The organism is Bradyrhizobium sp. 141 (assembly GCF_023074055.1).
Taxonomy (GTDB): Bacteria; Pseudomonadota; Alphaproteobacteria; order Rhizobiales; family Xanthobacteraceae; genus Bradyrhizobium.
In genome coordinates, this window is the sequence record NZ_JADPKR010000087.1 from 40,960 (window position 1) to 54,475 (window position 13,516).

Annotated in this window: 13 protein-coding genes; 6 read left to right on the forward strand and 7 right to left on the reverse strand. The window is 64.6% G+C overall.

Annotation, left to right across the window (positions count from 1 at the left end):
- Positions 1-174 precede the first annotated feature (174 nt).
- Positions 175-1,353, reverse strand: coding sequence for an acetyl-CoA C-acetyltransferase (locus IVA81_RS26815; protein WP_247323536.1), 1,179 nt, complete (start codon positions 1,351-1,353; stop codon positions 175-177).
- 314 nt (positions 1,354-1,667) lie between these two features.
- On the opposite strand from IVA81_RS26815, the gene phaR reads away from it, so the two are divergent.
- Positions 1,668-2,258: a polyhydroxyalkanoate synthesis repressor PhaR gene (gene phaR, locus IVA81_RS26820; RefSeq protein WP_247323551.1), complete on the forward strand. Its 591-nt coding sequence runs from the start codon at positions 1,668-1,670 to the stop codon at positions 2,256-2,258.
- 107 nt (positions 2,259-2,365) lie between these two features.
- Positions 2,366-2,983: a class I SAM-dependent methyltransferase gene (locus IVA81_RS26825; RefSeq protein ID WP_247323552.1), complete on the forward strand. Its 618-nt coding sequence runs from the start codon at positions 2,366-2,368 to the stop codon at positions 2,981-2,983.
- A 143-nt stretch (positions 2,984-3,126) separates the two neighbouring features.
- Here the strand turns inward: IVA81_RS26825 and IVA81_RS26830 are convergent, their stop codons facing one another.
- Positions 3,127-4,014, reverse strand: coding sequence for a branched-chain amino acid aminotransferase (locus tag IVA81_RS26830; RefSeq protein ID WP_247323553.1), 888 nt, complete (start codon positions 4,012-4,014; stop codon positions 3,127-3,129).
- A gap of 139 nt (positions 4,015-4,153) precedes the next feature.
- Here IVA81_RS26830 and IVA81_RS26835 point away from each other — a divergent pair, with 139 nt between their 5' ends.
- Positions 4,154-5,089, forward strand: a complete 936-nt coding sequence (locus IVA81_RS26835; protein ID WP_247323554.1) for an alpha/beta hydrolase — start codon at positions 4,154-4,156, stop codon at positions 5,087-5,089.
- A 9-nt stretch (positions 5,090-5,098) separates the two neighbouring features.
- Here the strand turns inward: IVA81_RS26835 and IVA81_RS26840 are convergent, their stop codons facing one another.
- On the reverse strand, positions 5,099-5,347 hold the full coding sequence (locus tag IVA81_RS26840; RefSeq protein ID WP_247323557.1) for a hypothetical protein: 249 nt from the start codon (positions 5,345-5,347) through the stop codon (positions 5,099-5,101).
- Between the two features lie 216 nt (positions 5,348-5,563).
- Here IVA81_RS26840 and IVA81_RS26845 point away from each other — a divergent pair, with 216 nt between their 5' ends.
- Both IVA81_RS26845 and IVA81_RS26850 read left to right on the forward strand, forming a co-directional pair.
- A complete protein-coding gene (locus IVA81_RS26845; RefSeq protein ID WP_247323616.1) occupies positions 5,564-6,427 on the forward strand; it encodes a hypothetical protein in 864 nt (287 codons plus the stop codon).
- A 155-nt stretch (positions 6,428-6,582) separates the two neighbouring features.
- Positions 6,583-8,166, forward strand: a complete 1,584-nt coding sequence (locus IVA81_RS26850; RefSeq protein WP_247323559.1) for a sensor domain-containing diguanylate cyclase — start codon at positions 6,583-6,585, stop codon at positions 8,164-8,166.
- 16 nt (positions 8,167-8,182) lie between these two features.
- On the opposite strand, the gene IVA81_RS26855 is transcribed toward IVA81_RS26850, so the two are convergent.
- A complete protein-coding gene (locus IVA81_RS26855; RefSeq protein WP_247323561.1) occupies positions 8,183-8,743 on the reverse strand; it encodes a carboxymuconolactone decarboxylase family protein in 561 nt (186 codons plus the stop codon).
- Between the two features lie 82 nt (positions 8,744-8,825).
- Positions 8,826-9,290: an Lrp/AsnC ligand binding domain-containing protein gene (locus IVA81_RS26860; RefSeq protein WP_247323563.1), complete on the reverse strand. Its 465-nt coding sequence runs from the start codon at positions 9,288-9,290 to the stop codon at positions 8,826-8,828.
- A 159-nt stretch (positions 9,291-9,449) separates the two neighbouring features.
- On the opposite strand from IVA81_RS26860, the gene IVA81_RS26865 reads away from it, so the two are divergent.
- The gene (locus IVA81_RS26865) at positions 9,450-10,466 is read left to right on the forward strand and encodes a 1-aminocyclopropane-1-carboxylate deaminase (protein WP_247323565.1); all 1,017 of its coding nucleotides are present in this window, start codon (positions 9,450-9,452) and stop codon (positions 10,464-10,466) included.
- Positions 10,467-10,608: 142 nt separating this feature from the next.
- Here IVA81_RS26865 and recQ read toward each other — a convergent pair whose 3' ends face one another.
- Both recQ and IVA81_RS26875 read right to left on the reverse strand, forming a co-directional pair.
- Positions 10,609-12,474 carry a DNA helicase RecQ gene (recQ, locus tag IVA81_RS26870; RefSeq protein WP_247323567.1) on the reverse strand — a complete coding sequence of 622 codons (1,866 nt, stop codon included), beginning with the start codon at positions 12,472-12,474 and terminating at the stop codon, positions 10,609-10,611.
- 292 nt (positions 12,475-12,766) lie between these two features.
- A complete protein-coding gene (locus tag IVA81_RS26875; RefSeq protein WP_247323569.1) occupies positions 12,767-13,510 on the reverse strand; it encodes a polysaccharide deacetylase family protein in 744 nt (247 codons plus the stop codon).
- Between the last annotated feature and the right edge of the window lie 6 nt (positions 13,511-13,516).

The window sequence follows — 13,516 nt, forward strand, 5'->3', positions numbered from 1 at the left end:
GGACATCAAGAACAAAACGCCCGGCGTTGAGCCGGGCGTTTCTCTTTAGTCGAGGCTTGCGCGGTTGCGAAGAATATTTGATTTGCAACCGCTGCCTTTTTAGTCGCGTGCAACGCACTAACCAATGTGTGCAGCGCACGCGCGCATGACACGTCAGTTACGCGTAAGCTATCTTCAGTCGCGCGCGATGCACATCGCGATGCCCATGCCGCCGCCGATGCACAGCGTGGCAAGGCCCTTCTTCGAATCGCGCTTCTGCATTTCGTGCAGCAGCGTCACCAGCACGCGGGCGCCGGACGCGCCGACCGGATGGCCGATCGCGATCGCGCCGCCATTGACGTTGACCTTGGAGGTATCCCAGCCGAGGTCCTTGTTGACCGCGCAGGCCTGCGCAGCGAAGGCTTCGTTGGCCTCGATCAGGTCGAGATCACCGACGTTCCAGCCGGCCTTCTTCAGCGCGGCGCGCGAGGCCGGGATCGGGCCCGAGCCCATGATCTTCGGATCGACACCGGCCTGCGCCCACGAGACGATTCGCGCGAGCGGCTTCTTGCCTTCCTTGGCCGCCTGCTTGGCGGTCATCAGCACCACGGCGGCAGCGCCGTCATTGATGCCGGACGCCGAGCCCGCGGTGACCGTGCCGTCCTTTTCGAAGGCGGGCTTGAGCTTTGCCATGCCGTCGAGCGTTGCGCCGTGACGCGGATATTCGTCGGCGCTGACGACCACGTCGCCCTTGCGGGACTTGATGGTGACCGGGACGATCTCGTCGTTGAACTTGCCGGCCTTCTGCGCCGCCTCGGCCTTCTGCTGCGAGGCGACCGCGAACTCGTCCTGCTGGGCACGGGTAATCTGCCACTGCCGCGCCACGTTCTCGGCGGTGTTGCCCATGTGGTAGCCGTTGAAGGCATCCCACAGGCCATCCTTGATCATGGTGTCGACGAACTCGACGGCACCCATCTTGACGCCGCCACGCAGATATTGGGCGTGCGGGGCCATGCTCATGGATTCCTGGCCACCGGCGACCACGATCTCGGAATCGCCGTTGAGCAGCGCCTGGTAGCCGAGCGCGACCGTGCGCAGGCCCGAGCCGCACAGCTGGTTGACGCCCCAGGCCGGGCTCTCCACCGGAATGCCGGCGGCGATCGAGGCCTGACGGGCCGGGTTCTGACCCTGGGCGGCGGTCAGGATCTGCCCCATGATGACTTCCGAGACCCGACCGGGCTCGATGCCACCGCGCTCCAGCGCCGCCTTGATGGCGATGGCGCCGAGATCGTGGGCGGGAAGGGTCGCGAAGGCTCCGTTGAAGCTTCCGACCGGGGTGCGGGCGGCGCTGACGATGACGACATCGTCTGACATGGGCATCTCCTGAGGCTTGAGGTTCTTGAAAGGGGCAGGCGGGGCTTAGGAAAACGGCTCGCCAGTCTCGTCGGCCATCCTGTTAACGTCGTTGAGGCATGTCAATCGGCCGGCGACCGAATTCATGCCGCGGCGCATTCAAAATAGCGTTCTTGGCGCTTTCGCAAGCAAGATTTTGCACCGCAATTAACCGTGCCGCACAAAACGGTAGCGTGACCCCTTTGAAAATGCTTATTTTGTTGCGTTGCGTACTCTTCCCGCCCTGCGGCATTGCCCGCCGGGTTCCCGTTCTCCGCGCTTGCAAGTGAGAGCCCATGGCGAAATCAGACCAACCCACCACCATCAAGAAATACGCGAACCGCCGGCTCTATAACACCGGGACGAGTACCTACGTGACGCTGGAAGACCTCGCCGCGATGGTCAAGGATGGCGAAGATTTCCTGGTCTATGACGCCAAGACCGGCGACGACATCACCCGCTCCGTGCTCGCCCAGATCATCTTCGAGCAGGAGAACAAGGCCGGCCAGAACCTGCTGCCGACCACCTTCCTGCGCCAGCTCATCCGCTTCTACGGCGACAGCATGCAGATGGTGGTGCCGAAATATCTGGAGCAGTCGATCGCGACCCTGACCCAGGAGCAAGAGAAGTTCCGCAAGCAGATCGCCAATAGCCTGTCCGGCACTCCTTTTGCTCCCTTGGAGGAACAAGTCCGCCGCAACATGGAGCTGTTCCAGCAGACTTTTTCGATGTTCAAGCCGTTCGTCCCGCCCCGCTCGGCGACAAGCGCTGAGTCCGAGCCGGATGCGAACGCAGAGACGCCGAAGGACAGCAACATCGACGATTTGCGCCAGCAGATGAAGGAAATGCAGGAACGCCTGGAGCGGATGTCGAAGAAGGAAGAATAGCTCTTTCGTCCGTGCGGGCGCACCCCATGTTGCGGGTGCGCAAGCTGCCGGTCGAGAGCGATGCTGCCTCGCTCGCTGTCATGCCGGCCTAGTCCGGAGCACCCGCCTTGCCTGACCGAAGCGGCCATTGGGAGCACGTGTACGCCACCAAGGGCGAGGCGGAAGTCAGCTGGTTTCAGGACAGCCCGGCGATCTCGCTCGAGATGATCCGCGCGGCCACGGCGGATCATGACGCCGCCATCATCGATATCGGCGGCGGCGCTTCGCGGCTGGTTGACGCTCTCTTGCACGGCGGATATCGCGATGTTGCCGTGCTGGACCTTTCCGCCAACGCGCTCGACGCAGCCAAGCGCCGAATTGGCCACGCCGCCTCGACGATCGACTGGATCGTCGCCGACGCCACGACGTGGCGGCCGGCGAGGATTTACGATGTATGGCACGATCGCGCGGCGTTTCACTTCCTGACGGATTCCCGCGACAGGGCCGCTTACGTCGAGCGCCTGCGATCTGCGCTTGCGCCCGGTGGCCACGTCATTATCGCGACGTTTGCACCCGACGGTCCGGAGAAATGCAGCGGCTTGCCGGTGCAGCGCCATGACAGCGCCAGTCTTGCAGCGGAGCTCGGGCCGGAGTTCGAACTGGTCGAGACGCGCGGCGAGACGCATCATACGCCGTGGAATTCGACGCAGGCGTTTCAGTTCAGCCGGTTTGAGCGACAGAAATAGCTCTCGTCATGGCCGGGCTTGTCCCGGCCATCCACGCATCACGACATGCGAGCAAGTACGTGGATGCCCGGGCCTTCGCCGCGCCGAAGCGGCTTCGGCCGCGCAGGCGGGACGAGCCCGGGCTTGACGGCGTAAAGTGCGGATCAAGCCGCCAGCTTCACCGCATGCGCAAAGTCCCAATAGAGTTTTCGCGCTTTTGTGTAGAACGGGCCCGGCTTCAGCTCGCGCTCGTCGATGCGGATCACCGGGGCGACCTTGGCGAAATTGCCGGAGGAGAATATCTCGTCGGCGGCCAGGAAGTCGGCATAGCGCAACGTCTTCTCGACTACGGTGACGCCGTCGCCGCGAAGCAGGTTGATGACGCGCTGGCGCGTGATGCCGTTGAGGAACGTGCCGTTGGGCACCGGCGTATAGACCACGCCATCCCTGGCCATGAACACGTTGGAATTGCCAAACTCCGCGACATTGCCGAGCATGTCGAGCATCAGCGCGTTCTGGAAGCCGCGGGAAGCGGCTTCCGCGAGCGCGCGCGAATTGTTCGGATAGAGGCAGGCCGCCTTCGCCTCGACCGGCGCGCATTCGGCGGTGGGCCTGCGGAACGGCGATAGGGTGATAGCGTTGCCGACGGGCTTTGGCATCGGCGCCTCGTAGATGCACAGGCACCAATTGGTGGTCTCGGGGTCGAACAGCACGCCGCCGCCAGCGCCGTTCTGCGCCCAATACATCGGACGGACGTAGAGCTCGGCATTGGCCGCAAAGCGTGCGATGCCTTCCGTTGCGAGCGTGAGCCAGGTGCCGGTATCGACCACCGGCTTCAGGCCAAAATTGATCGCGGATTGATTGGCGCGCACGACGTGACGGTCGAGATCGGGCGCGACGCCCTCGAACGCGCGTGCACCGTCGAACACCACCGAGCCGAGCCAGGCCGCGTGCGTGCGCGGACCCATGATCGGCACATTGCCTTCGTGCCATTTGCCCTCGAAGAAGGTCCAGCTCGGCGAATATTCGATCGGCTTCTTGATTTCGGCCATGACCGGCGGCCTCCCCTTGGAAATACCCGGGCACTATTGTCCCAATTTCTAAACGATTTGCTGCGGGACTGGCACCCCTCCCCTGGAGGGTAAAGCAGGCCAAACCGGCTATAATGCGAGCAATGATACGGAGTTCACCATGCCGCTCGATCCGCTCGCAAGGCGCTTGTTGACCATGATTGCTGCGGCCGCACCGCAGGCGAGAGGCCGGCCGAGCGTGGAGGCGCGGCGGCAATCGCTGGCCAAGCTGATGCAGTTCGCGCGCACCGATGCGCCGGATGTGACGACACGCGACGGCAGGCTGCCCGGCCGCGCCAGCGAACTGCCCTATCGCCTTTACACGCCGGCAAATGCCGAGGAGCGCGCGCCGGGCTTCGTGTTCTTTCATGGCGGCGGCCTCGTCGCCGGCAGCATCGCCACGCATGATCGCATCGCGGCGGCGCTGGCACATGCTACCGGTTGCCGCCTCGTCTCGGTCGAGTACCGGCTCGCGCCGGAGCACAGATTTCCTGCCGCCGTCGACGATGCGATCGCCGCCACCGAATGGGTTGCGCGCGAGGCCGCATCGCTCGGCATCGACGCGGAGCGTCTGGTGGTCGGCGGCGATTCCGCCGGTGCGACGCTCGCTGCGATCGTGTGCCAGGAGGCGGCGCAAACCGCTGGCCTTGCCATCGCCGCGCAATGCCTGATCTGCCCGGTGCTGGATTTCGAGGAAACATCGCCCTCGCGCGAGGCTTTTGCCGAGGGCCACCTGATCGACCGCGTCACCATCGCGGCCGATCTTGCTGATTATTTGCCTGACGGCATCGACACCGCCGATCCCCGCGTTTCCCCTTTGCGCGCAACGCGGCTCACAGGCCTACCGACCGCGATCATCCACACGGCCGAGTACGACCCGATGCGCGATGAAGGCAATGCCTATGCCCGCAAGCTGCTCACTGCTGGCGTCGCCGTCGAGCATGTCTGCCACGACGGCATGGTCCACAATTTCCACGCCATGGGGGCGATCCTGCCGCAGGCGCAGCTCGTGCTGTCGCAGATCGGCGAGCAGGTCAGGCGGGCGGTCGAAAACTGAGCCTGCGAATCACACGCGCGCGTCGAGCACCGCCCTGGCTGCCACGACGTATTCAGGCCAATGTGCATCCGCATAACGTTCGGCCTGCCTTGCGCAGGTGACATCGGGCGCATGCGCAGCCGCAATGGTGCGCGCGAAGCGCTCCTCGGCGACCGTCACGTCGTCAGGCGCGGACGTCGGTATGGCGGCAACCACGGCCGTCGGAGCAACAGCGAGCCCCGCCAGACCAGTGAGCAGAATGCGGCGTGACGTGTTCATGGCTGTCGTCCTTCCATTGTCTCGCCTGCACCCCGGCCGGCGTGTGTGTGTCGGTACAATCACCACAAGGTAGCTGCGCACGTCCGTGCAGTCCACCGCTTGCAATAGCGCTTGACCGCACCAACGATCACGTTCCATCTAGGAAGAATTCCGTCACCAAATCGCCGCGCGTCGGATTGTCTCGTGCTCGATCATAGCCCCTTGCATCGCCAGGCTCTGCGCGCGGCCGCGATGGGGCTGCTTTGTCTGACGATCTCGGCCGGCGCCGCCTTCGCTGCCGACGACGCACCGGCGAAGCCGGCCGTACCAAACATCTATCTCGATCTCCGTACCATCTATGCGACGATCCCGGCGGGCACGCTCGGGCTCGGCTTCGGCAACACGTCATTGTCGGCCGCATTCCAGGCGCTGGCGGCGCGCCGGGGCGCAAGCTTGCCGAACGGCTTGCCGGCCGCGAAATCGATCGCCGTCGATCTGCCGCTGACGGTGGACGTCAGCGATCGCGTCTCGCTCTATGGCGGTGTGTCGGGCTCGACGACCGACATCGGCGGCGGCTGGTCGGCGTTCGACATCACGAGCTGGAACATCGGCGTCCAGGCCGACCTCTATCAACAGAACGGCGGGAAGATCCCGACCATCACGCTGCAATCGACGCTGACCCAATCGGTGCCGAACGAGCAGGGCATGACGAATTCGTTGAACAACATCCTGGAATTCGACTACGCGCTCGACGAGGATGAGACGCGGGGCTGGCTGGCCGGCGTGCAATATACCCACACCGACATCGCCAGCCAGCTCGCCAGCATCCGGCCGAACACGATCCTCTATGCCGGCGGCTATTACCAATGGCCGAGCAACTGGAAGTTCACCGGGCGCCTTGGCATGCAGTCGTTCGGCGGCGCGCAGCTCGCCGGCCGGACCTTGGCGGCGTCCTTCACCCAGCCGATCCTGCGGCTCGACCTCGACCGCATGGACGACAACGACAACCGCCTGTTCGGCATCACCGCCCAGATCGCGTGGATGCCAAAACCGTCCTACCAGGTGACGCTGCGGACACCGCTCTACGCCATCCGCAACTAGTGCGGCCACGGTCACCCCACCTCGCTCGTCAACCAATCGTTAATCCTCATCCAAAATCACTGATCGCGTTACATCGCCGCAAGGAACCTTGAGCGAGACTGGACCGGCTGTTTGGTGTCGTGTTCGTCCCGTCGTTTTCGCCTTGGAGGCTGCGAATGTCCCGCTTGGTTCCGGAACGGACGTTCCTTGCTGGGAAGATCTTTTTCAATTTCGGCCAGTCGTCGATCGACTGCGTCGTGCGCCGGCTGACCGAAGACGCCGCGACGCTCGAGATGGAGAGCGGCATCGGCGTACCCGAGCGTTTCCAGCTCAGGCTCGCGGGGCGCGAGATCCTGACCTGCCGCGTGATCTGGCGATCGGATCGTCAGGTCGGGATCACCTTCGAGCAGCCAGGCATCGTCGAGCGAGCGGTCGGCGAGGAGCGGGAACGCTCGCCCGACGCGCTGATGCGCAGCCAGATGCTGGCGCTCCGCGCGGCGCTCGATCACGTGCCGACCGGCATCGTGCTGCTCGACTCCAGTCTCAGGGCGCGCCTGATCAACCGGTCGTTCCGCAAGATGTGGCGCCTGCCTGACGAGGTTGCCGACAGCAATCCATCAATCCTTACGCTGCTCCATCACGGCCGTGACACCGGCGCCTATGAAGTGCCCGACCCCGAGCTCGATGCTCTGGTGGCGGAACGCGTCCGTGTGATCGAGGCGGGTGATCCGACGCCGATCGATCTGCGCCGGACCAATGGCGATGTCGTGCGTGTCCAGGTCACGCCCTTGCCCGATGGCGGGCGCATGCTGACCTATACGCCCGTCACGGACATCGTGCGCGCCTCCGACGAGCTGAAGCTGCTGCGGGATGCGCTCGAGAATGTCCAGGACGGGGTCCTGCTTCTCGACTCCGACCTGCACGCCACCTTCATGAACCGGCGTATGCGGCGCTTTTGGGAGGTGAGCGAAGACGAGGCGGCGAGCCGGCCGGCCTATTCGTCGCTCGTGCGGCGCCTGCATCGCGCCAGCGCGCCCAATCTTCCGACAAACGAGATCGCGAGATTTCCGGCGCGGCGCGTCGAAGAGGTCACGGCCGGCGACCATGTGCGCGATCTGCAGACGCCGGACGGACGGCGCATCAGGGCCCATTGCACCACGATGTCGAATGGCGGCCGCATGCTGACCTATGTCGACATCACCGACCTGATGCAAAAAGCCGCGATGCTGGAGACGCTCGCTACCACCGATCCGCTCACCGGCCTTTACAACCGCCGCCACTTCCTCGAGAGCCTCGAGGCTGAGTGGAGCCGGTTTCAGCGCTATTATCGCTCCGTCTCAGTGCTGATGCTCGACATCGACCACTTCAAGTCGGTCAACGATCGCTACGGCCATGCCGTGGGCGACGCCGCGATCAGGGCGGTTGCGGCCGCGTGCCTCGACGGCAAGCGCAAATCGGACATCGTCGGCCGCCTTGGCGGCGAGGAGTTCGCCGTTCTCCTGCCCGAGACCAGCCTGTCGCGGGCGAGGACTGTCGCCGATCGCATCCGCAAGCGCGTGATGAGCGCGCAGATCGTCGCCGGCGAGATTCAGTTCGACGTCACCGTCAGCATCGGCATCGCGGAGGCCACGGTCGGCATGTCCGGCATCGACGCGCTGATGGGCGCGGCCGATCATGCGCTCTACCAGGCCAAGGCCGAAGGCCGCAACCGCTGCATCGCCTTCGCGCCTCCGCCGCTTGCAAGCAAAGCGGCGGAGTGATCGAAGCACGCAGCTCTCAGTCCGGCACCGGCACGTCGAACGTGTTCAGCGTGACCGAGACCATGCAGTAGACGCCGACCAGATACGACAGCTCGGCCGCGCCATGCTCGCCGAACTCCTTCACCGCGGCGCGCCAGGTCAATTCCGGCAGCACGCCGCCACTGACCAGCGCGGATGCCACGTCGTAGGCGATAGCCTCCTGCTTGGTGAGATCGACCGGCCGCTGCCCGGCGACGATCGTCGCGAGCTTCTCGTCGGACAGGCCACGCTGCTCGGCGACCAGCACATGGGCATAGAGCTCGTAGCCAGAACGGAAATGCGAGCCGGTGACGAGGATGGCGACCTCGCGCACCGGTGCGGGCAGCAGCGGGTTCGACGCGATCGCCTTGACCAGCTCCCACACCGGCTTGCCGAAGCGCGGCTCGCGGATCCAGGGATTCCACGGCCCGAGCAGCGCGCCGTCATCGCGCATGTTCACGAAGCCCTTGAAGTGGTCCTTGATGCCCGCTCGCATGTCGTCATAGAGCGGCTTCTGCTCGTCGGTCAGATCCTTCGGATCGAGAATGGAAAGGCGCACGGCGGGATCTCCTCGTTGAGAAGGCGAGGACCGTCGCGCGCATGCCCGCGCGTGGCAAGTGAAGTTGCTGTGACAGGCCTGCTCAAAACTCCAGCGGCGCGTTGTCGACGACTTCCTTCATGACGAAGAAGGTGCGGGTCTGGCGCACGCCGGGCAGCGCGATGAGCTGCTCGCCGTGGATACGGTTGAAATCCTCCATGTCGCCGACGCGGATCTTGAGGAAGTAGTCGAAGTCGCCGGCAACGAGGTGGCAGTCGAGGACGAATTTCAGCCTGGCGATCGCCTGCTCGAAAATGGCAAAGCTCTCCGGTGTCGAACGATCGAGCACGACGCCGACCATCACCAGCGTGCCCTTGGCCACCTTCTTCGGAGCGACCATGGCGCGGACAGCGGCGATGAAACCGTCCTCGAACAGGCGCTGAGTGCGGCGATGGCAGGTGGCGGGGCTGATTGCGACGGTCTCGGCCAATTCGGCATTGCTGAGCCGGCCGTTATTTTGCAGCAATCTCAATATCTTAAGGTCGATGCGGTCGAGTCGAGCCGGCATGGAAGAAACTTCCAGAAAGTGTCATTACATTGGAAGACTTGATATCCTATTCCGCAAAAGCTGCAAGATAGTGTGCAATATTGGCGCAATATTCGAGAGCACATTTTCCGCGGCCAGTGCTAGCCAGGTCCCAGACCTCAACGCCAATCGGGATGACCCATGAAGCTGGACCAATTCGCGCGCTACCCGCTGACCTTCGGCCCGACGCCCATCGAGAAGCTGGAGCGGCTGTCAAAGCATCTCGGCGGCAATGTCGAGGTCTATGCCAAGCGTGAGGACTGCAATTCGGGCCTTGCCTATGGCGGCAACAAGCTGCGCAAGCTCGAATACATCATCCCCGACGCGATCGCCTCCAACGCCGACACGCTGGTCTCGATCGGCGGCGTGCAGTCGAACCACACCCGCATGATCGCCGCCGTCGCAGCCAAGATCGGTATGAAGTGCCGTCTGGTGCAGGAAGCCTGGGTGCCGCACGAGGACGCCGTCTATGACCGCGTCGGCAACATCATGCTTTCGCGCATCATGGGCGCCGACGTGCGCCTGGTCGACGACGGTTTCGACATCGGCATCCGCAAGAGCTGGGAGCAGGCGATCGAGGAGGTGAAGGCCGCGGGCGGCAAGCCTTACGCCATTCCCGCCGGCGCCTCTGTGCACAAATTCGGCGGTCTCGGCTATGTCGGCTTCGCCGAGGAGGTGCGCAAGCAGGAGAAAGAGCTCGGCTTCAAGTTCGACTACATCGTGGTCTGCACCGTCACCGGCTCCACCCATGCCGGCATGCTGGTCGGCTTCGCCGCCGACGGCCGCGCGCGCAAGGTGATTGGCATCGACGCCTCTCTCACGCCTGATCAGACCAAGGCGCAGGTGCTCGAGATCGCGCAGAACACGGCCAAGCTCGTCGAGCTCGGCAAGGAGCTCGTCGCCGACGACGTCGTGCTGATCGAGGACTACGCCTATCCCGCCTATGGCGTGCCGTCGGAAGAGACCAAGGAGGCGATCCGCCTCAGCGCGCGGCTCGAGGGCATGATCACCGACCCCGTCTACGAGGGCAAGTCGATGCAGGGCCTGATCGATCTTGCGAAGAAGGGCTATTTCGAGAAGGGCGCAAAGATCCTCTACGCTCATCTCGGCGGCGCCCCCGCGCTGAACGGATATGCGTATGCGTTCCGGAATGGGTGAGGCATGAGGGAGGCGGGCGATAGCCGCCTCTTCCATCTTCGTAGCCCGGATGGAGCGCAGCGCAATCCGGGGAATCGCACGATACGGAAAGGCTGCCCCGGATTGCGCTGCGCTCCATCCGGGCTACGGCACCTGCGATCGCTTACCGCGTCCTGACGATCTGCAGCAGCTCGTCGCCGTAGTGCTCGAGCTTCTTGTCGCCGATGCCGGGCACGTTGCGGAGTTCGTCGAGTGTGGTCGGCCAGGCCCGGACGATGCCGTCGATGGTGGCATCGTGCAGCACGACATAGGCCGGCACGCCGCGCTCGCGCGCGATGTCAGAGCGCCATGAGCGCAGCCGCGCGCGCAATTCGGGATCGACATCGCCTTGCGGCGGGCTGGTCGGAGGCGCGAGATCGCCGCGGCGGGATTTGCCGCGACTCGCGCGAATGCGCATGCCGGGCGTTTCCTCACGCAGCCACACCTCAGTCTCCCCGCGCAGCACGCCGCGCGCGGTCTCGGTCAGCTTCAGCGCGCCAAACGCTTCGCTGTCGCTCTGCAAATGTCCCGTCGCCACCAACTGCCGGAGCACGGTGCGCCACTGCTTTTCGTTGAGCTCGCGTCCGATGCCGAACACGGACAATTTGTCGTGGCCGAACTGCGTCACCTTCTCGGTCAACCGGCCCACCAGCACGTCGATCAGGTGCATCGCGCCAAAACGCTGTCCGGTGCGATAGACGCAGGACAACAGCTTCTGCGCCAGCACCTTGCCGTCGCGCATTTTCGGCGGCGTCAGGCAGTTGTCGCAATTGCCGCAGGTCTCGCCCATCACGATCTCGCCGAAATAGGCGAGCAGCCGCCGGCGACGGCAGTGCGGCGTTTCGGCAAGGCCAACCAGCGCATCGAGCTTGCCGATCGAGACCCGCTTGAATTCGTCGGAGGCGCTGGACTCGTCGATCATCCGGCGCTGCTGCACGATGTCGGAGAGCCCATAGGCCATCCAGGCCGCCGACGGCTTGCCGTCACGGCCGGCGCGCCCCGTCTCCTGATAATAGGCCTCGATGCTCTTGGGCAGGTCGAGATGGGCGACGAAGCGCACGTCGGGCTTGTCGATGCCCATGCCGAACGCGACGGTCGCGACGATGACGATGCCGTCTTCGTTGAGAAAGCGGTCCTGGTTGCGCGAGCGCACGCTGCCATCGAGTCCGGCGTGGTAGGGCAGCGCCGCAATGCCGGTGTCTTGAAGCGCGGCGGCGACCTCCTCGACACGATTGCGGGACAGGCAATAGACCACGCCGGCATCGCCCGCATGCCGCTCCCGGATGAACTCCTTCAGCTGCGATACGGCATTGCGCTTGTCGACGATCTCGTAACGGATGTTGGGCCGGTCGAAGCTCGAGACGAATTGCGGTGCGCCCGTGAGCTGGAGCCGCTCGACGATCTCCCTGCGCGTCAAGTCGTCTGCGGTCGCGGTCAGCGCGATGCGCGGCACGTCGGGGAAGCGCTCGGCGATGATGGAGAGGCCGACATATTCGGGGCGGAAGTCATGGCCCCATTGCGAGACGCAATGCGCCTCGTCGATCGCGAACAGCGCCACCTTCGCCCGCGCCAGCAGCGACAGGCAGCGCGGCGTCACCAGGCGTTCCGGTGCGACATAGAGCAGATCGAGATCGCCCGCGAGCAGGCGGCGCTCGATATCGGACGCCTCCTGCGGCGTCAGTGACGAGTTCAACGCGGCGGCGTTGACACCGGCCTCGATGAGGCCCGCGACCTGATCGCGCATCAAGGCGATCAACGGCGACACCACGATGCCGCAGCCTTCGCGCAGCAGTGAAGGAAGCTGGTAGCACAGCGACTTGCCGCCGCCGGTCGGCATCAGCACCAGGCAATTGCCGCCGTCGGTGACGTGCCCGACGATCTCACCCTGCGCGCCACGAAAACCCGGCAAGCCGAATACGGAATGGAGCACCGACAGCGCGTCGCGGCCGTTGGCCGGCGCAGGCAGCGGGGCGGTGGAGGAAGCGGACATGGGCGGGATGGAACCAAGGCCGTGAGATTCGTCACAAGGCCAGTCGCATAGCGGCGTCGGCGTGGCAAGTCCATCTTCTGCCTCTCCCCGCTTGCGGTACGGGAAACGCACATAAGGTGTGGGGCTGAGGCACCGACAGTACCCACAACGTCATGGCCGGGCTTGTCCCGGCCATCCACGCCTTTCCACACAGCACAACGAACGTGGATGCCCGGGACAAGCCCGGGCATGACGACATATTCTGATGTTCGAATGCGATTGCCCTGCCGCAAGCGGGGAGAAGGTAAAGAAGCTACGCCCCGATCCTTCGCAGCGCTTCTGCGACCGTCACGATCGGCATGTTGCGCTTTCCGGCCGCTTGCAACGCATGACGCATCAGGTCTGGGGTGCAGCCGTAGGGGCTCGGCGTGTTCGCCACGTCGTGGCCATAGAAGATGAGCCATCCGCCGCTCGCGACCGCCTCGTCGAAATAGCGATCGACGCCCGCTCTATCGATCTCGCAATCGACCAGGGGCGAAGCTCGCAGGAACTGGAGGTCGATGACGTCGCTGTTAACGCCGGGAAGGATGCCGCGCGCCGAACGGAAGGCCTTGGCGAGCTGCGGCTTGCGCCAGACCGAGGCAATCCCATAGGGATAGGCAAAATTCTCCAGCGTGATCGAGGAATCGATACCACGGAAATAAGCGCGGTTTCGCTCGATCTCGCGAGCCATCGCGGCCTCGTCGAGATTGACCGAGCTCTGATGCGAGAAAGTGTGGCAGGCAATCTCGTGACCGGCGCGGTGAAGCCGCACGATCGCGTCATCCGACAGGCCATGCCAGTGGTCCGACGGCTGATCGATCAGGCTCCCGGCGAGATAGAACGTGCCCCGGCCGCCGTGCTTTTCCAGAAGCTCCGCACCCTCGCCCGCGGCGCTGTCGGGGGCATCGTCGAAGGTGAAGCTCACGATCGGCGCATGCGCCGGCAGCCGGTGCGGCGCGGCGCGAAAGTGCCGAGCCAGCCGATTGCTCACGCGTCCCTGGAGTGCCGACCACACGACTGC